Here is a 19,370-nt window from a genome sequence, read left to right on the forward strand (position 1 = left end):
GGCGTCGCCGGGCCTAGGCCCGGTCTACGACTTCGCGTGCAGGATGCGGCCAATCAGGTTCAACAAAAGCTGCGCGGCCAGGATCGCGGTTGTTCCGTCGCGGTCATAATCCGGCGCAACCTCCACTAGGTCCACGCCGACGATCCGGCCTCGCTTGGCCAGGATGGCGAGGAATTCCAGCACCTCATAGTAAAGGAACCCGCCGTGAGACGGCGTGCCGGTACCCGGTGCGATGGACGGGTCGAAGCCGTCGATGTCGATCGTGATGTAGAGGTCAACGTCCTGTGGCACGCGGGCCGCAGCGGCCTCGGCCCCCATGGCGCGAATCTGGCGGACAGATTGAATGTCGGACCCGAAGCCGCGCGCATCCTCGTAGCCTTCCTTGGCGGTGGAGCTCACGTTGCGAATGCCGAACTGGCTGAGACCCGTGACGTGATCCTGCTCGGCTGCGCGGCGCATTGGGTTGCCGTGGCCGTGGCGGACGCCGTGACGTTCATCGACAAAGTCGAGATGCGCGTCGATCTGCACGACGTGGATCGGGCCACGATCTGCAAAGGCGCGGATGCAGGGGATGTTGATCGAGTGATCACCGCCAAGCGTGACGGGCATGGCACCGGCGGCCAGCGCAGCGCGCACGCCCTTTTCGATATTCGCGTGAGAGGCCTCGGTATCCGTATGGATGATGTCGGCATCGCCCATATCCACGATCTTCGTGCCTGGCCCAAGATAGGTGACGTCGTCCTCATGGTCGTAGGCCCCGGCATGACCAAAGGCGAATAGTGTGGACGCTTCGCGAATGCCACGCGGCCCAAACCGCGCACCTGCCCGCCATTGGGTGCCGAAATCAAAGGGCGCGCCAAGGACAGCGACATCCGCGTCGATCTTGGACCAATCGGGAACGTATTCGTATTTGCCAAAGGTGGCGATGCCCACGAAGGGCAGGTTCAGGCGGCCGGATTCGTAACCATGTGACATGGCGGCAAAGTGCGGCGGTAAGGTCGCGCCTTCAAGCGGATGTTTCGTGCAGGGCTGGTGCGGGAGCCTCCGGCGGGCATATTTAGAGGAACAAAGATGAGCAGGAGTCGATGGGCCGAGTTGGCGAAGCGCACACGAAAAACCAGGAAGACAAAGACCGAGTCGCGCGCACGGCGTTGGGCGCAGACGTTCCGACGCTGGCTTTGGCGTGGGGTTTTGGGGGCCGTGGCGCTGATGCTGGTGTGGATCGTGCTTTATGCCTTCGTGCCGGTGCCAACGACCATTTACATGTTGCAGGAACGCGCGCGCTTGGGCGGGGCATTGGAACGCGATTGGGTTCCGATGGAAGAGATCTCTCCGCATCTGGCGCGGGCCGCTGTGGCGGCGGAGGACGCGAATTTCTGCCTGCATTGGGGCTTTGATATGTCAGCCATCCGCGATGCCATCGCCGATGGCGCGGCGCGGGGCGGATCGACCATCAGCCAGCAGACGGTGAAGAATGCGTTTTTGTGGCATGGGCGATCATGGGTGCGAAAAGCGCTGGAGGCGGCGATTACCCCGGTGATGGAGTTGATCTGGCCCAAGCGGCGTGTGCTGGAAGTTTACCTGAACGTGGCCGAATTCGCGCCGGGTGTGTTTGGGGCAGAGGCCGCGGCGCAGCATCATTTCGGGGTTTCGGCAGCCGAATTGACCGAGCGCCAGGCCTCCCTTCTGGCGGCCGTTCTGCCCAACCCGCAACAACGCAATGCAAGCGCGCCATCCAGCAGCGTGGATCGCCGCGCACGGTCCATCGCGAACGGGGCGGCAACGATCCGCGCCGATGGGCGGGATGATTGCTTTGCGAATTGATTTTTCCGATCCAAGCCGCCAAAGAACACGCACACCAGACCGAGCAGCTGAATGAACCGCCTCTATCATTTCCCTCTTTCTCCGTTTTGCCGGAAGGTCCGGCTTGTGCTGGCCGAGAAGAAGATCGAGGTGGAGCTCGTCGAAGAGACGTATTGGGAACCCACAACCGAATTCCTGCGCCGCAATCCGGCGGGCAAGGTTCCGGTGCTGAAGATCGACGGCATGATGTTGAGCGACAGTCAGGCGATCTGCGAATATCTGGAAGAAACGGTGCCGGACCCTGCGCTTTTGCCGCGGGACCCCGCCCAACGGGCCGAAGTGCGGCGGCTGATGGCGTGGTTTGACGATAAGTTCCACAAGGAAGTGACCGTCAATCTTGTGCATGAACGGGTGCACAAGAAGCTGATGCGGTCAGGCTACCCGGACGGACGCAACGTCAAAGCGGGCGCAACCAACGTGAAATTCCACATCAAGTATATGGACTGGCTGCTGGATCATCGCCGCTGGCTGGCGGGGGACCAGATGACAATGGCCGATTTCGCGGCCGCTGCGCAGCTGTCGTGCCTCGACTATATCTCGGACGTGGATTGGAGCCTGAGCGCGCCGGTCAAGGATTGGTATGCGAAGGTGAAATCGCGGCCGGCGTTCCGGTCGATCCTTGCGGATCAGATCTTCGGCTTCCCACAACCGGCGCATTACGCCGACCTCGACTTTTGAGTGACCTGAAAGACGCCCTGCGTGCGGAGGCCCTTGAGGCCGGATTTGCAAAGATGGGTGTGTGCCGGCCAGACGCCGTGCCAGAGATCGCAGAACGTTTGGCCGATTTCGTAAGCGCGGGATACCATGGACAGATGGGCTGGATGGCCGAGCGGATGCATTGGCGCGGCGCGCCGGATGTGCTGTGGCCAGAGGCAAAGTCGGTTGTCATGCTGGCCGAACCCTATACGCCCGAGGTGGACCCGCTGGACGCCTTAGAGGCACGCGATTGCGCCACGATCAGCGTTTATGCCCAGAACCGAGACTATCATGACCTAGTGAAGAAGCGCCTCAAGCGTGTCGGGCGCTGGTTGTTGGAGCAGGCCCCAGGTGAGCAGATCAAGGTTTTTGTCGATACTGCCCCGGTGATGGAAAAGCCGTTGGCGCAAGCGGCGGGTCTGGGTTGGCAGGGGAAACACACTAATCTTCTCGCCCGCGATCTGGGGAATTGGTTCTTTCTCGGCGCGATCTTCACGACGGTGGAGCTGCCCGTTGATACGGCGGAGGCGGAGCACTGCGGCAGCTGCACCGCGTGCCTCGACATCTGCCCGACGGACGCCTTCCCCGCCCCGTTCAAACTCGATGCGCGCAAGTGCATTTCTTATCTGACGATCGAGTATAAGGGGCCGGTGGACACGGATTTGCGTGCCAAGATGGGCAACCGCATCTATGGTTGCGACGATTGCTTGGCCGTCTGCCCATGGAACAAATTCGCCCGGACCGCGCGCGACATGCGCTACGCGCCACGGCCAGAGCTGCAATCGCCAAAGCTGGCTGAGCTGGCGACGCTGGATGATGCCGCGTTTCGCGCGCTTTTCTCTGGCTCGCCCATCAAACGGATCGGGCGGGATCGTTTCGTGCGGAACGTACTTTACGCCATCGGGAATTCCGGGGAGCCTGCGCTGGCGGACGCCGCGCGACGTTTGCTGGACGATCCTGACGCAGCGGTCGCTGACGCGGCGCGTTGGGCAGTAGAAAGGCTGACATGAGACTTCTGATCTTTGGCTACGGCTTCTCGTCCCGGGCAATCGCCCTGGCCTTGCCGGGCGGGTGGGACGTGCGCGCAACCACCCGCAAACCTGACAAGCTGGGCGCAATCGCCCGTGACGGCGTTACGCCGCTGCTGTTCCCCGGCACCGATATGGCCGCGCATATCGAATGGGCGAGCCATGTCTTGATCTCGGCCGGGCCGCAAAACGGACGCGATCCTGTTCTGACGGACCTGCGCACGGCGTTTGCCGCGGCAAGGCATCTGAAATGGGTGGGCTACCTAAGCACCACAGGCGTTTACGGCGACCATGGCGGTGGCTGGGTGACGGAGGAGACGCCGCTACAGGCCTCAACCAAGCGGGGGCAGGCGCGGATCGATGCAGAGGCTGACTGGATGACGCTGCACCAGAACCATGGCCTGCCGGTGCATTTCTTCCGTTTGGCGGGCATTTACGGGCCCGGGCGCGGGCCCTTTGCCAAAGTGCGCAACGGCACCGCACGGCGGATCATCAAGGAAGGCCAGGTGTTCAGCCGCATCCATGTTGAGGACATTGCGCAAACGGTCCTTGCCTCCATCAACCGGCCCAATCCGGGGGCCGCTTACAATGTCTGCGACGATGACCCGGCCCCACCGCAGGATGTCATTGCCCACGCGGCCGAGCTTCTCGGGCTACCGGTGCCACCGGCGGTGCCATTCGAAGACGCGGACATGACCCCCATGGCGCGCAGCTTTTACGCCGAATCCAAGAAGGTCGATAACACGCGGATCAAGACGGAGTTGGGCGTCAGCCTGCGCTATCCCGACTATCGGACAGGCCTGTCGCATCTGCTTGCGACCGAATCGGAAAGCTGAGCCTCGCGCACGGCCAAGATTCGTGTATATATGCGGAAAAACCTAGATCGAGCAGTCGTCATGGATCGTCGCGCTTTTCTTGCCATTCCCGCCTTGTTGCCCGTCGCGGCCTGTTCGCGCTTCCCCGAATAAGACGGGCCGGAGGTGACGCGGGTCGTTGTGTGGAAGAACGAACGCCTGATGTCGCTTTTCCATTGCGAAGAAGTGCTTGAAAGCTACGAGATTGAACTTGGCTTCGCGCCGGAAGGCCACAAATTCGAGTATGGCGATGGGCGAACGCCAGAGGGCGAGTATTTCATCGACCGTCGCAACCCCAACAGCGATTTCTACCTGTCCATCGGGATCAGCTACCCCAATGCCGAAGATATTGCCCGCGCGCGGGAGGCCGGTGTGGACCCCGGAGGCGATATTTTCATTCACGGTACACCGCGTCCGTTCCGGAATATCGATGATTGGACCGTCGGTTGCATTGCCGTTCCGAACCGTGAAATGCGCCAAATCTATTCGATGGTGCAAAACGGCACCCCGATCATGATTCACCCCTGAGCCAGGCGGCGAATCGACACCAAACCCTTGATTCGCTTGCGTTCAGCACCCGTCTGGGCTGAATTTTTGCGCCATCAAATTCAGACTGGCGGCATTTTGAGCGCCATTGTGCCGCCCGAGGCCCGGAAGTGTTGCCAAATTGACGACACAAGCGATTTCGATGGCAACCGCCGATTTTCCCGCCATTGCATTCGCACAGGGTTGCTGGTTAAACATGAACACGAGGTACAGTCTTGGGTGCCCTAACCTGTGCATTGTGTACAAAAGGGGCGTATCTTGGAGGATATTATGAAGAAACTTGCTCTCGCTGCTGCTCTGTCTGTTGTCGCCACTGGCGCATTTGCAGGCGGCTACGTTGAACCCGCGGTCATCGAGCCCGTGGTCATCGTTGAAGACACCGGCTCCTCGGCCGGCGGCATCCTGGTGCCCGCCATCGCCGTGCTCCTGCTGGTTCTGGCACTGCACCACACCTGATCCCAACGGATCACGTGGTATCACGATTTGAATTGGCGCTGCCCGCAAGGGTGGCGCCATTTCTTTTTTGCAACAGGTTTGCGGCACGTAATCGCACGCGCACTTTCCTAGTTGCAGCCTGAAAGCCAGTCCGGATAGGCATGAGGCATATACACGCAAACCCGCCAAAGAAATTTGGCAAGGAGACTAAAATGAAGAAGCTCGCACTTGCTGCTGCCCTGACCGTTGTCGCCACCGGCGCTTTCGCAGGCGGCTACGTTGAACCCGCCGTCATCGACCCCGTTGTCGTTGTCGACGACACAGGCTCCTCGGCTGGCGGCATCCTGGTGCCCGCAATCGCCGTTCTGCTGCTGGTTCTGGCACTGCACCACACCTGATCCCAACGGATCACGGTACGGAATTGGATTGGCGCGGCCTTCGGGCGGCGCCTTTTCTTTGGAGGAGCGGCCTAAAGCCCTGCTTCCGCCTCGATCTGCTTTTTCGATTTCCGCGCGCGTTCGGTTGCGGATTTGAGCTGCCCGCAGGCGGCCATGATGTCTTCCCCGCGCGGCGTGCGGATGGGCGAGGCATAGCCCGCCTTGTAGACGATATCGGCAAAGCGTTCGATCCGCTCCCAATCCGACCGCTCATACGGCGCGCCGGGCCATTCGTTGAACGGGATCAGGTTGATCTTGGCGGGAATGCCCTGGATCAGCTTCACAAGACGGCGTGCATCCTCGTCGCTGTCGTTCACATCTTTCAGCATCACATATTCAAACGTGATCCGCTCGCTGTTGGACGCTTTCGGGTAGGTCCGCAGCGCATCCAGCAGTTCTTCGATATTCCAGCGCTTGTTGATTGGCACAAGCTTGTCGCGCACCTCATCCGTGGTGGCATGGAAGCTGACACGGCCAGTTGGCAGCCGATCTCTTCCGCGGTGCGCGCGATCTCAGGGCACCACGCCAGAGGTCGACAGCGTGATCCGGCGGCGAGACAGGCTGATCCCTTCCGGGTCCATCGCGATCTTCATCGCGTCGCGCACATTCTCGAAATTATAGAGCGGCTCACCCATGCCCATCAGCACGATGTTCGACACAAGGCGCGGCTTCGCGTCTGATCCAACGCCTTCGGCAGTCCATTCATCAAGATCATCGCGGGCCAGCATCACCTGGCCGATGATCTCACCCGCCGTCAGGTTGCGGACCAGTTTCTGCGTGCCGGTATGACAGAACGAACAGGTCAGGGTGCAGCCAACCTGGCTGGAGATGCACAGGCGTTCCGCGATCGACCTCTGGGATATAGACAACCTCAACCTCGTGCCCACCGGCGATCCGCACCAGGTATTTGCGCGTGCCATCTGCGCTGACCTGCTTGGACACAACCTCGGGCACCTCTGCCACGAAGGTCTGGGCCAGCATGGCACGGTAATCCTTGGACAGATTCGTCATGGCCGCGAAATCGCGGATGCCTTTCTGGTAGAGCCACTGCCAGATCTGCCCCGTGCGCATCTTGGCCTGCTTCTCAGGCGTTCCAGCCTCGATCAACGCTTTGCGCAAGCCATCACGGGTCAACCCGATCAGGTTGATCGGGCCTTCGGGCAGCTTGCGTTTGATCGTGGCGACGTCTTGCGTGATGGGCGCAGTGGCGGTCATGGTGAAAATCCTCGGGAAGTCGCGCTGACATATAGGATGCAACGCGCCCACGCAAATGGCCCATATCGAAATGCAAATATCGTGGAACATTCCTCATCACCTGACCCGTTGAAACTGAAGGTTTCAGGCGGGGTTAGGTGATTCAGTTTTTTGCATTTCTGATTTAGTTGCTACACCGGATTTCCGCATCTTCGATGGCAGCGGTAAAGCCGGTCAAGCTGAAGGTATCGACAACCTCGGTGCCCCGCCCGGACACGGCCGTCACGACCGCCTCGGCGCCAGTGCGCAGGGCTGCAATGATGCGCGCGTCCGATGCAGGCGACCCGGCCCATGACATTGGGCCTTCGGTAAACAATTCAAACGTCGCCTCACCCACCGCAATCGTCACGGTGCTGCCGTTTGCGAAGGGGTAGCCGCCCGTATAACTGACCTCGCCCAACCGCCCGTCCGCTGGCCAGAACGAGATGAACAACAGCGCCTCATCCCGGTTGATCGCATCGGTGACGTCTTCGCCGTTCCGGCTTGCCGTTGTGCCAGCCGGAACAGATGTCACCCAGCATTGCGTCGGGTCTTCCTGCACGTAGATCGACCACGCCGTCTGGCCCTGCGCAAACGCAGGCCCGACGCTCAGACCGAGGGCAATTCCGCAAAGAAGGCTGGCGCGCACCGGATCAGTTTCCGCAGCGCGCTTCGGCATCCTCAACAGCGGCAGTGAACCCCAGCAGGCTGAATGTGTCCTGAGTCTGGGTGCCACGCGACGACCGCGCCGTCAGCACAGCCTCCGCGCCGCGCTTCATCGCGGTGATGATGCGGTCATCGTCCTGCGGCGATGCGGCCCAAGCCATTTCGCCTTCGGTGAACAGCTCAAAAGTCGATGAGCCAATCTCGATCGACACGGTGGAGCCATCGGCAAAGGGATAGCCGCCCGTGAAGCTGACTTCACCAAGACGCTCCTGCCCCGGCCAGAACGACACGAACATCAAAATCTCACCCCGGCGGACCGACACAACACGCCCGTCGCGGGTGTTCACGGTTTCCGATGGGGTGGACACGACCCAGCATTGCGTGGGGTCATCTTCGACGAATACCGACCAATCGGTTTCAGCATTCACTCGGTTTGTGGATTCTTCGCCTTCCTGTGCAAACGCAACGGTCCCCGAAATGAAGAATGCGCCCGCCAGAAGACCAGCAAGATATTGTTTCATGAATGTCAGAGCCTCCAGCCCCTGGTCTGCCTCTGGTCGGCGCCCTTTTTTGGGTCACTAAAGTGTCAAGCGTCCGACCGTTACTGATCGGCAAGTTAGCTTAAACGGTTCGCTGAAAAAAGCCCCGGCGGCGGAAATTTGCCGGGTTGTGAAGGGATTGGGAGGGATTCGGATGGCTGAAACGGCTGATGCGCCGCTGGTTGAGGTCCATCGCGGCCCGATCCGCGAATGCGTGCACCGTGGGCACGCGGTGATTTGGCATGACGACGCCGGGATGATCGGCGCGTGGGGCGATGCTGAGGCATATGTTCTGCCACGCTCCTCCGCGAAGATGATCCAGGCCCTTCCCCTGATCGAAAGTGGGGCTGCGGACGGCGGCGGGATTGACGCCTGAACATCTGGCACTGGCCTGCGCCTCGCACAACGGGGCGGCGATCCACACCGACCGCGTGACGCGATGGCTGTCAGACCTTGGGTTGAGCGAGGCCGACCTGCGGTGCGGCCCGCAAGAACCATCCGACCTCTCCGCCCGCAACGATTTGGTTTGCAGCCATACCGCGTCGGATCAGCGGCACAACAACTGTTCTGGCAAGCATTCCGGGTTTCTGACCCTGTCGCAGCATCTTGGCGCAGGCCCGGAATATATCGACCCGGATCACCCGGTTCAGCGCGCCATCGCGGATGCGACGGCTGGCGTGACAGACGAAGATGTCAGCGACTACGCGATTGACGGCTGCTCGGCCCCGAACTTTGCCGGATCGCTTGCCGGATTTGCCCGCGCGATGGCCCGGTTCGCGGCCGCAAAGCCCGGTGGCGGGGCCCGGCAGGACGCAATGGTCAGGTTGCGAAACGCGATGATGGCGCATCCGGATCTTGTTGCCGGCGAAGGCCGCGCCTGCACCCGGCTTATGCGTACCATGGGCAAAGGTGCCGCTGTCAAAACCGGGGCAGAGGGGGTCTTTTTCGCGATCATCCCTGAGCACAAAATGGGCGTAGCGCTCAAGATCAGCGACGGCGCGACGCGCGGGTCCGAGGCAGCGCTCGCGCAGATCCTTGCCAATATCGGCGTGCTGGATCAGGCGCATCCGGTGTTTCAAGAATTGACACACGGACCCATTCGGAACCGCCGTGATGTTGAGACAGGTCACTACAAAGTGGTGCACGATCTGGCGGCGTGGCGGCCCTAGGCTGCACTTTGGGCGCCCTCGCCGGGGTTGGGCGCCTCGGAAATCTTGGCATGGATCACCGGCTTTTTCAGCGGTTTGGTGATGTAGTCGTCAATGCCGGCTTCAAGAATACGCTCTCTGTCGCCGTCGAGCGCATGGGCGGTCATGGCAATGATATGGACACGCGGCCGGCCCTGCGCAGCCTCTTCGGCCCTGATGGCCCGCGCAGCTTCAAGGCCATCCATTTCGGGCATTGAGATGTCCGTCATGATCAGATCCGGCGGATTGGCTTTGAACGCCTCCAACAATTCTGCGCCGTTGTTTACAATCTCAACATCCAGATCGAGGCCCTTGATCATCGACTTGAAGACCAACTGATTGGTCTTGTTGTCTTCTGCCGCCAGCAGCCGGCGCTTCGCAGGTGCTGCAGGCATGTCCTCCGCCAGCACTTCGGGCGTTTCGTCGCCAGGGCCTGAAATCTCCTCCGGTACGACTGCTTCATCGGGGTTCTGTGGCACCGGCAGCAACAGGGCGCGCAAATCGGCCAAGGCGATATCCGCTTGGAACGGAACAAATCCATCATCCTGATCCGATGTGTCGCCAACGCGCAGCAAAGCACCTTTGAACCCGTAAGCGCCCAGCGCGGCACCTACATCTTCTGGGGGAACAGAATCGTCACACAGGATAACCGCCTGCGTTCCATCAAGATCTTTCTCAGACGGCACGCGCCGAACCTGTGACGCTTCCGCGTGAAGTCGGGTCAGCGCATCCATGATCAAGTCAGTCGTCTCACCCGCACCACCAACCAGCAGAATACGCGCCTGATCCGGCGGTAGGCCCGCAACAGGCTCTAACCGCGCACTAGGGTCTTCTTGCAGGGCCATATCAAAGCCAAAGGCAGCCCCATGTCCGGGCTCGGATTGCAGCCACATCGAACCACCCATGAGCTTCACAAGCCGCTGCGAGATCGCCAGGCCAAGGCCCGTCCCATCATGGCGGCGATTGGCCTCTTCCTCCACTTGGTTGAACTCACCAAAGACGTGGGCCTGCTTTTCATGCGGGATGCCGATGCCGGTATCTTCAACGATCACCTGCAGATTGAGCGCGCCCGGCGCTTCGGCAGGAAGCCCGGCCATCACCCGCACAGTAACGTGCCCTTCTTCGGTGAACTTGATCGCGTTGCCGATCAAATTGGTCAGAACCTGCCGCACCCGGCCCGGATCGCCGATCATGCGTTCTGGCAGAAAGATATCGTAGTCCAGCCGCAACTCGACGGTTTTTCCCTCAAGCCCCGGACGCAACAGGCGGAAAATCTCAAGCACCATCGCGTTCAGGTCAAAGCTCTCGGACCTAAGCTCAAGCTTGCCAGCCTCGATCTTCGAATAGTCGAGCACATCGTTGATGATGACCAACAAAGCCTCACCGGAATTCCGGATGGTATCGGCATAGATCTTTTGATCTTCGGTCAGCTCCGTTTCGCGCAAAAGCTCCGCCATGGAGACGACGCCGTTCATCGGCGTCCTGATCTCGTGGCTCATATTCGCAAGGAACGTGGATTTCGCGCGGCTCGCCGCCAAGGCTGCATCACGGGCCGTGCGAAGCTGCCGTTCGCGGCGGATATTGGGGGTAATATCAACAGCAAGTGAGACGAAATCGCCCTGCGGGGTCTGTTTGTCGTCAAGGCGGATGAAGGCCCCGTTCCACAGTTTGATGTCGACACGCGGGATTGGGTTCATTTCCCAACGGGCAATCATCCGATCAACCCAATCCTCGGGCGCGACACCCTGCAGGTCGACAATGCCTTCATCGACAGCAACCCGCAGAATCGCCTCATAGGTTGCCCCCTCAGAAACATCGCCCACCCCATCGAAAGGCCCCGAAGAAGGCAGGATCTGCGGCAACCAGCCGCAAATCACGGTCAAAGATGGCGAAGCCATCATCGGTGGCATGCAACGCGTCCCACAAACGCCGCTGCGCTGTTACCGCCCGCTCCGTGACAACCTCCAGCTTCGCTTCAGTCTCAGTGGCGATGCCACGCAGGCTTTCGTTTTCTTCCCTTTGCTCAATGACTTGGTGCGACAGCGCGTCGGCATGTTCGGCGAGTTTGCGGTTGGCCTCGTACAGCTCCTCCGAGCGCAGGGCGAGCAATTGCTCGGCCTGAAGCCGGGCGCGACGCTCCTGCGCCATACGCTCCATCATGCTGCTCGAAGTCATTCTTATGCATCACGCAAATGGGTTTCGTCCGGTGGAATGTTCTGGGGGAGTCGCTGAAAATACAGTTAATCACCGGTGGCGAGTCAGGGAATCCTCCATAGCCAAGGGGGAATCATGGACTCCGCGCGGATGCGCATGGCAGCATCGCGACGAATTGTTTGATGAATTTGTGGGGTGCCTTGGATGCGTCGTTTTTCGGTCGCTTGGGCCATCGGTCTTTCGCTGTTTCTGTCCGCACCGCTGGCAGCGCAGACGATACCAGAACGGACAATCACCATCCTACGCGATACCGACCTTCCGGGCGGCGACATGCGCCCGATTTTCGACACCACGCTGACCGCCTGCGACGCGGCCTGCCGGGCAGACCCGGACTGTATTGCCTTCACGTTCAACAGCCGCTCGAACGCGTGCTTTCCAAAGTCGACAATTGGCGAAAGTGAGGCCTATGCAGGCGCCTTTTCCGGCCTGATCCGCGCAACAGATGCGAGCCTCGTCGCCCGCGCAACGGAACGCCGCGCTGCGATGGATTTCCTGAACAGTGCCGATTTCGAAGATGCCTATGCGCAGGCCGACACCTTGGGACTTGTCCACTATGGCGGCCGCTTCCCGGCCGAGGATTGGCGCCGTAGCGCACAAAACGCCTTTGCAGAGGGCGATATTGTGGGCGCCATGCGACGTATCGGGGCCGCGATCACGGTAGAGGGCGAGGCCAATGATTGGATCACCTACGCGACCTATCTTCTGGCGATCGAGGCTGAGAATTCATCGGAACAGCGCCAATTCGACCGGCGCGCCTTGCAGGCCGCAATCAACGCGGCCCTCCGCGCCGACCCGGGCGAACCCACGGCACTTGCCAATGACCTCCTTGCAGAGGCGCTTGAACGGAACGGGCGCGGGCGCGATGCGATCTTTGCGGCAGACATGGCCGTGGCCAATGCGCCGTCAGACCAACGCACAGAAGCGGCGAACCGCCTTCGTGGCCTGTTCGGCTTTCGCGTGACCGACACGCGCGTCGATGTCGAAGCCGACTTCCCCCGGATCTGTGCCATCTTCTCCGAAGATCTCGCAGCGGGCGGCGTGATCTACGACGACTATCTGCAATCCACCGAACCCGGCCTCGCCGTCGAGGCCGAGGGCCGGCAGCTTTGCATCTCGGGCGTGTCGCACGGCGAACGGCTGGAATTCACCCTGCGCGCCGGATTGCCCGCCGCGTCGGGTGAGGTGCTGCACGAACCCGTAGCCCTTCAGCAATATGTCCGGGACCGTGCCGCCTCCGTACGCTTTGCAGGCCGCGCCTATGTCCTGCCGGCCTCTGCCGGTGGGACCATCCCGCTGGTCGCCGTCAATACGGACCTTGTTGACCTGAACCTCTACCACGTCTCCGACCGCAACATCCTGCGCAGCCTTCAGGATCGCTATTTCGGTCGCCCGCTCGCGGAATGGCAGATTGATCGCTTCGCCGACGAAATCGGTGAAGCCGTCTGGCAGGGTGAGGCCGAAGTGGCCATGGAGCAGAACCGTGGCGTGACCACGCGCATTCCCATCGGCACCGTTCTGGAAGGCCGCGCGCCGGGCCTTTATGCGTTGGAAGCTCGCGTCGGCGGCGCCGGGGAAGCTGAAGGGGGTGCCACGCAATGGTTCCTCGTTAGCGATCTTGGTCTTGTCCTCGGCCAGCGGCGTCGACGGAGTCCATGTCAGCGTCACATCCCTGACGACCGCGCGTCCTGTCGAAGGTGTCGCAATTGATCTGGTCTCAGAATCGAACCGTGTGTTGGCTGAAGCCATTACAGATACCGACGGCTACGCACATTTCGAAGGCGACATTGCCGCCGGGCAAGACGGGGCGGCCCCCGCCCTTCTGATCGCACGGACCGGCGACACCGATCTTGCCTTCCTGTCCCTGCGCGAGGCGGAGTTCGATCTGTCCGACCGGGGCGTTGAAGGGCGCGAACCGGCGGGCCCCATCGATGTCTTCCTTACGACCGACCGGGGCGTTTACCGGGCGGGTGAGACGATCCATGCCACCGCATTGGCCCGCGATCCGCAGGCCCAGGCCATAACCGGCCTGCCCCTGACCGCCATCCTGACCCGCGCCGATGGCGTCGAATACAGTCGAACCTTGCTGACGGATGAGGGCGCAGGCGGCTACGTCTTTTCCCTGCCCACCGGGCCAGGGGTGCCGCGCGGCACGTGGCGGTTGGCGATCCATGCGGATCCAGATGCTGCACCCCTGACGACAACGCGCCTGCTGATCGAGGATTTCTTGCCGGAACGGCTTGATCTGTTCGTCAGCCTTCCGTCCCGAACCTTTGCGCCTGGCGCCGCACCGATCACCGATTTCATCGCCAATTACCTTTACGGCGCACCGGCTGAGGGTCTTCCGATCAGCGGCCGCATGGCCCTGCGGCCAACGCAATTCCTGCCCGCGCATCCCGGCTACGCGTTTGGACGCCATGACGCTCCACCAGACGCGGAATTCGCCAGTTTCGGCCCGTTCGAGACCAACAATCAGGGCCGCATGGCTGTTGGCCTTGAATTCCCGGCCTTCTCTGGCGCGCCCTATCCCGGCCAGCTGACGATCACGGCAGAGATCTCAGAGGCCTCTGGCCGACCGGTGGAACGGCGCGAAACCGTCACGATCATGCCAGACGGCCCCGCCATCGGCATCCGCCCCCTATTTGACGGCACGTTGGCGGAAGGCGTGGACGCCCCCTTTGATCTTATCGCCATCGGCACGGGCGATCCCATGCCCGCCCGGTGGACCCTGAACCGGGTTGAGCGTCGCTACCAATGGTACCGGCAGAACGGCAATTGGTCATGGGACCCCGTCACCACCCGCGAACGCATTGCCGAAGGTGACGTCACCCTGGGCCGCGATCCCACGCGCCTCGATCTGCCGATTGATTGGGGCCGGTACGAGCTTCGCGTTGAAAGCGATTTTGGCGGCTTCACGATCAGTTCGGTCGGCTTCTCCGCTGGCTTCTATGGCGCTGACGACGGCGGCGATACACCGGACGTCCTCGATGTCACGCTTGATGCAGACAGCTACCGCCCCGGCGACACGGCAAATCTGCGCGTTTCGGCTCTGTCCGGCGGGTTATTGACGGTTCAGGTCGTCTCGAACGCGTTGATCCACCGGGAATCCGTGGTCTTTGAAGGCTCGCCCATGACCATCCCGTTGCAGGTCACGGAAGACTGGGGATCGGGAGCGTATGTCACCGCATCCCTGATCCGCCCATTTGGGGAGGCCGACACACCCGCTCCCACTCGGGCCATCGGCATTGCACATGCCGCCGTCGACCCGGGTCCGCGCGCTTTGAACGCAACGCTGGAATTGCCTGAGGTCACGCGGCCCCGCGGCCCCCTGGACGTAACTTTGCGCGTCGACGGCGCCCAGCCCGGCGAAACGGTGTTCGCCACCATCTCGGCCGTTGATCTTGGGATCCTCAACCTCACCAGTTTTGAGGCCCCCGATCCGCAGGGCCATTATTTCGGCCAGCGCCGCCTCGGCATGGCATTCCGCGATCTCTATGGCCGCTTGATCGACAGCCGCGATGGCGCCGAAGGCCGCATCCGGCAGGGCGGCGATGCAGGCGCGGGCCTGCGGATGGAGGCCTCGCCGCCAACCGAAGACCTTGTTGCGCTTTTCTCTGGCCCCCTGACCGTTGGCGATGACGGCTATGCCCGCACCAGTTTTGACCTGCCCGCGTTCAACGGCACCGTTCGCGTCATGGCCACCGCCTGGTCCGAGACCGGCGTTGGGCAAGCGACGCAGGATGTCATTGTTCGCGATCCGGTGGTCGTCACGGCCACCGCTCCACGCTTCCTCGCGCCCGGTGACACCGCGCGGGTTCTGCTGGAAGTGACCCATACCGAAGGCCCCACAGGAACTATGCCGCTTGAGCTCAGCGCCAATACGGGCATCCAGCTTTTTGGCCAGTTGATCCCCGAAGTCACACTTGCGGAAGGCCAGACACAACGTATCCCGATCGTATTTCAGACCGCTGACCGCGTGGGCGACGCCACGATCGCCATCACCTTGACCACGCCAGACGGAACCGAGCTGTCGCAAGAGGTCTCGATCCCCCTGCAACTCAATAACCCGCTTGTCGCTGAAACCACCCGGCTGACCCTCGCGCCCGGTCAATCCTTCACACTTGATGCCAATGCCTTCGCTGATTTCCGGCCTGAAACCGCCCGCGTGACCCTATCTCGCCGGGCCGCTCGCGCGGTTCGATGCGGCGGGTCTTCTGCAACGGCTCGACCGATACCCCTATGGCTGCACCGAGCAGGTCACAAGCCAGGCCCTTCCCCTCCTGTACCTCTCCTCCGTGGCCGAGATCATGGGGCTTGGGACGGCAGATGACCTCAACGACCGTATCGCCGACGCCATCCGGTCCGTCCTGACGAACCAAAGCGCCAATGGCAGCTTCGGCCTGTGGCGCGCCGGGTCGGGCGATCTGTGGCTTGATGCCTATGTCACCGATTTCCTCTCCCGCGCGCGGGCCGAGGGGCATGGGGTTCCCGCCAACGCCTTCCAAAGCGCGCTCGATAATCTCGCCAATCGCATCGCCGGTCATCCGGATTTCGAGAATGGGGGCGAAGGGCTTGCCTATGCGCTGATGGTCCTGGCCCGCGAAGGGCAGGCCTCCATGGGGGATTTGCGGTACTATGCCGATGTGAAAGCGCAGGATTTCGCGACGCCACTGGCCCTTGCCCAACTGGGCGCCGCCCTTGCGATGTACGGCGATCAGCCACGCGCCGACGCCATGTTCACCGCAGGGTTCGCGCGACTGACCCTTACGGGCAACGGCGGGGCGATCTCCGGCTGGCGCACGGATTACGGCACCCGCCAACGCGATGCCGCTGGCCTTGTGGCCCTTGCCGCAGCGGCAGGATCCGACACCATCAACGTCCCCGCCTATATGCCTGAGATTGCCATCCCCGTGGCCGAAGCTTCAACACAGGAGGCCGTCTGGTCCCTGCTCGCAGCCCATGCATTGATCGACAATCCCGCCACACAGACCCTTACGCTCGACGGCGCACCGGTTTCCGGCCCGCTCATCGAAGTCCTGGACGGGAGCGAAGCATCCGCCCGTGTCATTGAGAACACCGGCCCGAATGAGGAGCTTCTGACCCTCACCCGCTTCGGCCAGCCCTATGGTGACGTCGCGCAGTTCGGCAACGGCTACCGGATCGATCGCGACTACTTCACGCTGGAGGGCGACGCGACCGATCCGCAGCAGGTCCCCCTCGGCGCGCGCATGATCGTGGTGTTGGAGGTGCGCCGCACGGGTGCGCCAGACGGGCGCCTGATGATCAACGATCCCCTTCCCGCTGGTTTCGAGATCGACAATCCAAACCTCCTGCAATCGGGTGATGTCTCAGCCTTGCAAGGCGTCGATTTTCCCGTCTCGCCGCAAATGTCGGAATTCCGGGCGGAACGTTTCCTGTCTGCCGTCGATATGCGGGGCGACAGCGACCTAGTTCGCCTCGCCTATATTGTGCGCGCCGTGACGCCCGGCTCTTTCCACCATCCCGCCGCCTCGGTGGAAGACATGTACCGCCCGACATACCGGGCACAGACTGCCTCAGGGACTGTTGAAATCCTCGAATGATCCGCCAGATCGCATCCACCCTCGTGCTCCTCATTGTGACTTTTGTCGCCGGAGCGGTGCTGTGGGTGGACGATTGGATTGACCGGACGACGCTTCCACCCCTCACCCTGGAAACGGGCGTGGAGGTGCTGGACCGCAACGGCGACCTGCTGCGCGCCTACACAGTCGAGAATGGCCGCTGGCGCCTGCCGGTCAGCTACGACGCGGTAGATCCTGATTTCATCGAAATGCTGGTGGCCTACGAGGATCGCCGCTTCTGGTCCCATCCCGGCGTCGATCTCCGCGCCTTTGCCCGGGCCGCCTACCAACGCATCACAACGGGCCGCGTGATTTCGGGCGGATCCACTCTGACTATGCAGGTCGCCCGCCTGTTGGAGGATCCAGGCACCGGCGCCTGGGGCGGCAAGATCCGCCAGATCAGGCTGGCCCTGGCGCTTGAGCGCCATCTACGCAAAGAGGAGATCCTGACCCTCTACCTCCACCTTGCCCCCTATGGCGGCAATCTTGAAGGCGTGCGCGCGGCAACGCTCACCTGGTTCGGGACGGAACCTGATCGCCTGACCGCTGCGCAATCCGCCCTGCTGGTCGCCATTCCGCAAGCGCCGAACTCTCGCCGCCCGGATCGCTTCCCCGAAGCCGCCGAGATTGCCCGAAACCGGGTCCTGTCGCGGGCCGTGACCTTTACCAACCTGACAGAGGCGCAAATCGCCTGGGCCCGGGAAGAGCCAATCCCGACCGCGCGGCGCCCGTTCCCCGCGCTGGCCGCCCATCTTGCCGATCGCGCCATTCTTGAACGGCCCACGCAAGGCACGCATCATCTGACCCTGGACCGCGACCTTCAGGCGCAAATGGAACGGCTCGCCACCCGCGCTGTGACCGGCCTTGGGCCGCAGATCAGCACAGCTATCATGGTCATGGATCATGAGACAGGCGAAGTGCTCGCCAGTGTCGGCTCCCCCGACTACACCGACACCCCCCGTGATGGCTTCGTCGATATGACCCAGGCCGTCCGGTCCCCCGGCTCTGCGCTCAAACCGCTGATCTACGGCCTCGCCATGGATGCAGGCCTGATCCACCCCGAAACGCTGGTGCAAGATCGCCCGATCTCTATCGCGGGCTACGCCCCGCAGAATTTTGATGAGGTCTTTCGCGGCGAAGTCACCGCGTCCGAGGCGCTGCAATTGTCCCTGAATATCCCCGCCGTAACCCTGTTGAATGAGGTTGGCCCCCACCAGATGCTCGCCGCCATGGGCCGCGCGGATATGGACGTGTCCCTGCCGCTAGGCGAAGAACCCGGCCTTGCCATTGCCCTCGGCGGCATCGGCACCACGATGGAGGACCTCTTGCGCCTCTATGCGGGAATTGCGCGCGGCGGCGTGGCGGCGCCCTTGCATTGGCGTGAAGGCGAAGCCGTGGGGGAAGGCCAGCGCATCCTGTCAGAAACCGCCGCCTGGTATCTGGGCGACATGCTCTCTGGCGTCATCCCGCCGCCAAATGCCCCGCGCGTGGGCCTCAGCTACAAGACGGGCACCAGCTACGGCCACCGCGATGCCTGGGCCTTCGGGTTCGACGGGCAGCATGTCGATCGGGGTCTGGATGGGCCGCGCCGATGGGGCCTCGGTGCCCGGGGCCTTTGGCGCAGAACTCTCCGCGCCCCTGTTGTTCGAGGCGTTTGCCCATCTCGGCGACCGACCCGCGCCGCGCCCCGCGCCGCCATCCGGCGCGCTGACGCTGACCAATGCGCAACTGCCCGAAACCTTGCGCCGCTTCGATCCAGTGGCAGACATGACTGATACCGACGGCCCCGCCATCACCTTCCCGCCCGAAGGCGCCGTTCTGGCCTACCAGCCGGACCTGCCGGTCGTGGCGCGCGTGGCCGAAGGGCAAGCGCCGTTCACCTGGCTCTGGAATGGCGCCCCGGTCGGCGTTGGCCTGCGTGACCGCGAGGTTGCCCTGGATGTTGGCCTCGGCTTCGGAGAGCTGACGGTCATCGACGCCACCGGCCGCGCCGAAAGCCGCTCAGTCGAAGTGAGGAACTAAACGCCCATCTTTGTTCTGAGAAAATGCCGGGGAGCGCGAGGGGCTGGCCCCTC

The 19,370-nt window shown here is 62.3% G+C and carries 14 protein-coding genes and 3 pseudogenes; 11 read left to right on the top strand and 6 right to left on the bottom strand.

All coding sequences use genetic code 11. The annotated features are described in order from the left end of the window. Positions 1 to 24: 24 nt before the first annotated feature. A complete protein-coding gene (speB, locus tag ACZ1HK_RS13115; RefSeq protein ID WP_472629081.1) occupies positions 25 to 975 on the bottom strand; it encodes an agmatinase in 951 nt (316 codons plus the stop codon). Positions 976 to 1,071: 96 nt separating this feature from the next. On the opposite strand from speB, the gene mtgA reads away from it, so the two are divergent. The 7 genes from mtgA (at position 1,072) to ACZ1HK_RS13150 (ending at position 5,820) form a co-directional block, all read left to right on the top strand. After that, the gene (gene mtgA, locus ACZ1HK_RS13120) at positions 1,072 to 1,824 is read left to right on the top strand and encodes a monofunctional biosynthetic peptidoglycan transglycosylase (protein WP_472629082.1); all 753 of its coding nucleotides are present in this window, start codon (positions 1,072 to 1,074) and stop codon (positions 1,822 to 1,824) included. Positions 1,825 to 1,875: 51 nt separating this feature from the next. Further along, on the top strand, positions 1,876 to 2,541 hold the full coding sequence (fzlA, locus tag ACZ1HK_RS13125; RefSeq protein WP_472629083.1) for an FtsZ-binding protein FzlA: 666 nt from the start codon (positions 1,876 to 1,878) through the stop codon (positions 2,539 to 2,541). Continuing rightward, complete coding sequence (queG, locus tag ACZ1HK_RS13130) at positions 2,538 to 3,569, top strand: tRNA epoxyqueuosine(34) reductase QueG (protein ID WP_472629084.1); 1,032 nt, start codon at positions 2,538 to 2,540, stop codon at positions 3,567 to 3,569. Before fzlA ends, queG begins: the two co-directional genes overlap by 4 nt. After that, the gene (locus ACZ1HK_RS13135) at positions 3,566 to 4,423 is read left to right on the top strand and encodes an SDR family oxidoreductase (protein WP_472629085.1); all 858 of its coding nucleotides are present in this window, start codon (positions 3,566 to 3,568) and stop codon (positions 4,421 to 4,423) included. The genes queG and ACZ1HK_RS13135 overlap by 4 nt, the downstream gene beginning before the upstream one ends. Positions 4,424 to 4,567: 144 nt before the next feature. Continuing rightward, positions 4,568 to 4,969 (top strand): L,D-transpeptidase family protein, encoded by a 402-nt coding sequence (locus tag ACZ1HK_RS13140; protein WP_472629086.1) that lies wholly within the window; start codon positions 4,568 to 4,570, stop codon positions 4,967 to 4,969. Between the two features lie 288 nt (positions 4,970 to 5,257). Then, positions 5,258 to 5,443, top strand: coding sequence for a hypothetical protein (locus tag ACZ1HK_RS13145; protein ID WP_368476899.1), 186 nt, complete (start codon positions 5,258 to 5,260; stop codon positions 5,441 to 5,443). A gap of 191 nt (positions 5,444 to 5,634) precedes the next feature. Then, on the top strand, positions 5,635 to 5,820 hold the full coding sequence (locus ACZ1HK_RS13150) for a hypothetical protein (protein ID WP_472629087.1): 186 nt from the start codon (positions 5,635 to 5,637) through the stop codon (positions 5,818 to 5,820). 71 nt (positions 5,821 to 5,891) lie between these two features. Here ACZ1HK_RS13150 and rlmN read toward each other — a convergent pair. The 3 genes and pseudogenes from rlmN to ACZ1HK_RS13165 all read right to left on the bottom strand — a co-directional run bounded on the left by rlmN (position 5,892) and on the right by ACZ1HK_RS13165 (position 8,279). Further along, a pseudogene (rlmN, locus tag ACZ1HK_RS13155) lies at positions 5,892 to 7,074 on the bottom strand (dual-specificity RNA methyltransferase RlmN). A gap of 163 nt (positions 7,075 to 7,237) precedes the next feature. Further along, the gene (locus ACZ1HK_RS13160; protein ID WP_472629088.1) at positions 7,238 to 7,771 is read right to left on the bottom strand and encodes an invasion associated locus B family protein; all 534 of its coding nucleotides are present in this window, start codon (positions 7,769 to 7,771) and stop codon (positions 7,238 to 7,240) included. Next, on the bottom strand, positions 7,746 to 8,279 hold the full coding sequence (locus ACZ1HK_RS13165; protein WP_368476903.1) for an invasion associated locus B family protein: 534 nt from the start codon (positions 8,277 to 8,279) through the stop codon (positions 7,746 to 7,748). Before ACZ1HK_RS13165 ends, ACZ1HK_RS13160 begins: the two co-directional genes overlap by 26 nt. A gap of 172 nt (positions 8,280 to 8,451) precedes the next feature. Here ACZ1HK_RS13165 and ACZ1HK_RS13170 point away from each other — a divergent pair. After that, positions 8,452 to 9,466: pseudogene (locus tag ACZ1HK_RS13170) on the top strand (asparaginase). Here ACZ1HK_RS13170 and ACZ1HK_RS13175 read toward each other — a convergent pair. After that, positions 9,463 to 11,307 carry an ATP-binding protein gene (locus ACZ1HK_RS13175; protein ID WP_472629089.1) on the bottom strand — a complete coding sequence of 615 codons (1,845 nt, stop codon included), beginning with the start codon at positions 11,305 to 11,307 and terminating at the stop codon, positions 9,463 to 9,465. The pseudogene ACZ1HK_RS13170 and the gene ACZ1HK_RS13175 sit on opposite strands and share 4 nt — an antisense overlap. Beyond that, positions 11,291 to 11,659 carry a hypothetical protein gene (locus tag ACZ1HK_RS13180; RefSeq protein WP_472629090.1) on the bottom strand — a complete coding sequence of 123 codons (369 nt, stop codon included), beginning with the start codon at positions 11,657 to 11,659 and terminating at the stop codon, positions 11,291 to 11,293. The genes ACZ1HK_RS13175 and ACZ1HK_RS13180 overlap by 17 nt, the downstream gene beginning before the upstream one ends. A gap of 183 nt (positions 11,660 to 11,842) precedes the next feature. Between ACZ1HK_RS13180 and ACZ1HK_RS13185 the strand changes: the two are divergent. From ACZ1HK_RS13185 to ACZ1HK_RS13195, 3 genes and pseudogenes are all read left to right on the top strand, one after another. Continuing rightward, a pseudogene (locus tag ACZ1HK_RS13185) lies at positions 11,843 to 17,277 on the top strand (MG2 domain-containing protein). Further along, positions 17,274 to 19,070, top strand: coding sequence for a penicillin-binding protein 1C (pbpC, locus tag ACZ1HK_RS13190; protein WP_472629091.1), 1,797 nt, complete (start codon positions 17,274 to 17,276; stop codon positions 19,068 to 19,070). Before ACZ1HK_RS13185 ends, pbpC begins: the two are co-directional and overlap by 4 nt. Continuing rightward, on the top strand, positions 19,063 to 19,317 hold the full coding sequence (locus tag ACZ1HK_RS13195) for a hypothetical protein (RefSeq protein WP_472629092.1): 255 nt from the start codon (positions 19,063 to 19,065) through the stop codon (positions 19,315 to 19,317). Before pbpC ends, ACZ1HK_RS13195 begins: the two co-directional genes overlap by 8 nt. The last annotated feature ends 53 nt before the right edge of the window (positions 19,318 to 19,370 follow it).

Source organism: Gymnodinialimonas sp. JB5-7 (assembly GCF_055693405.1).

Coding starts and splice junctions, on each gene's coding strand:
- ACZ1HK_RS13160 (WP_472629088.1), bottom strand. CDS start 7,771: ATGCCGAAGCGCGCTGCGGAAACTGATCCGGTGCGCGCCAGCCTTCTT.
- pbpC (WP_472629091.1), top strand. CDS start 17,274: ATGATCCGCCAGATCGCATCCACCCTCGTGCTCCTCATTGTGACTTTT.
- ACZ1HK_RS13165 (WP_368476903.1), bottom strand. CDS start 8,279: ATGAAACAATATCTTGCTGGTCTTCTGGCGGGCGCATTCTTCATTTCG.
- fzlA (WP_472629083.1), top strand. CDS start 1,876: ATGAACCGCCTCTATCATTTCCCTCTTTCTCCGTTTTGCCGGAAGGTC.
- ACZ1HK_RS13195 (WP_472629092.1), top strand. CDS start 19,063: ATGACTGATACCGACGGCCCCGCCATCACCTTCCCGCCCGAAGGCGCC.
- ACZ1HK_RS13135 (WP_472629085.1), top strand. CDS start 3,566: ATGAGACTTCTGATCTTTGGCTACGGCTTCTCGTCCCGGGCAATCGCC.
- ACZ1HK_RS13150 (WP_472629087.1), top strand. CDS start 5,635: ATGAAGAAGCTCGCACTTGCTGCTGCCCTGACCGTTGTCGCCACCGGC.
- ACZ1HK_RS13180 (WP_472629090.1), bottom strand. CDS start 11,659: ATGACTTCGAGCAGCATGATGGAGCGTATGGCGCAGGAGCGTCGCGCC.
- mtgA (WP_472629082.1), top strand. CDS start 1,072: ATGAGCAGGAGTCGATGGGCCGAGTTGGCGAAGCGCACACGAAAAACC.
- ACZ1HK_RS13145 (WP_368476899.1), top strand. CDS start 5,258: ATGAAGAAACTTGCTCTCGCTGCTGCTCTGTCTGTTGTCGCCACTGGC.
- speB (WP_472629081.1), bottom strand. CDS start 975: ATGTCACATGGTTACGAATCCGGCCGCCTGAACCTGCCCTTCGTGGGC.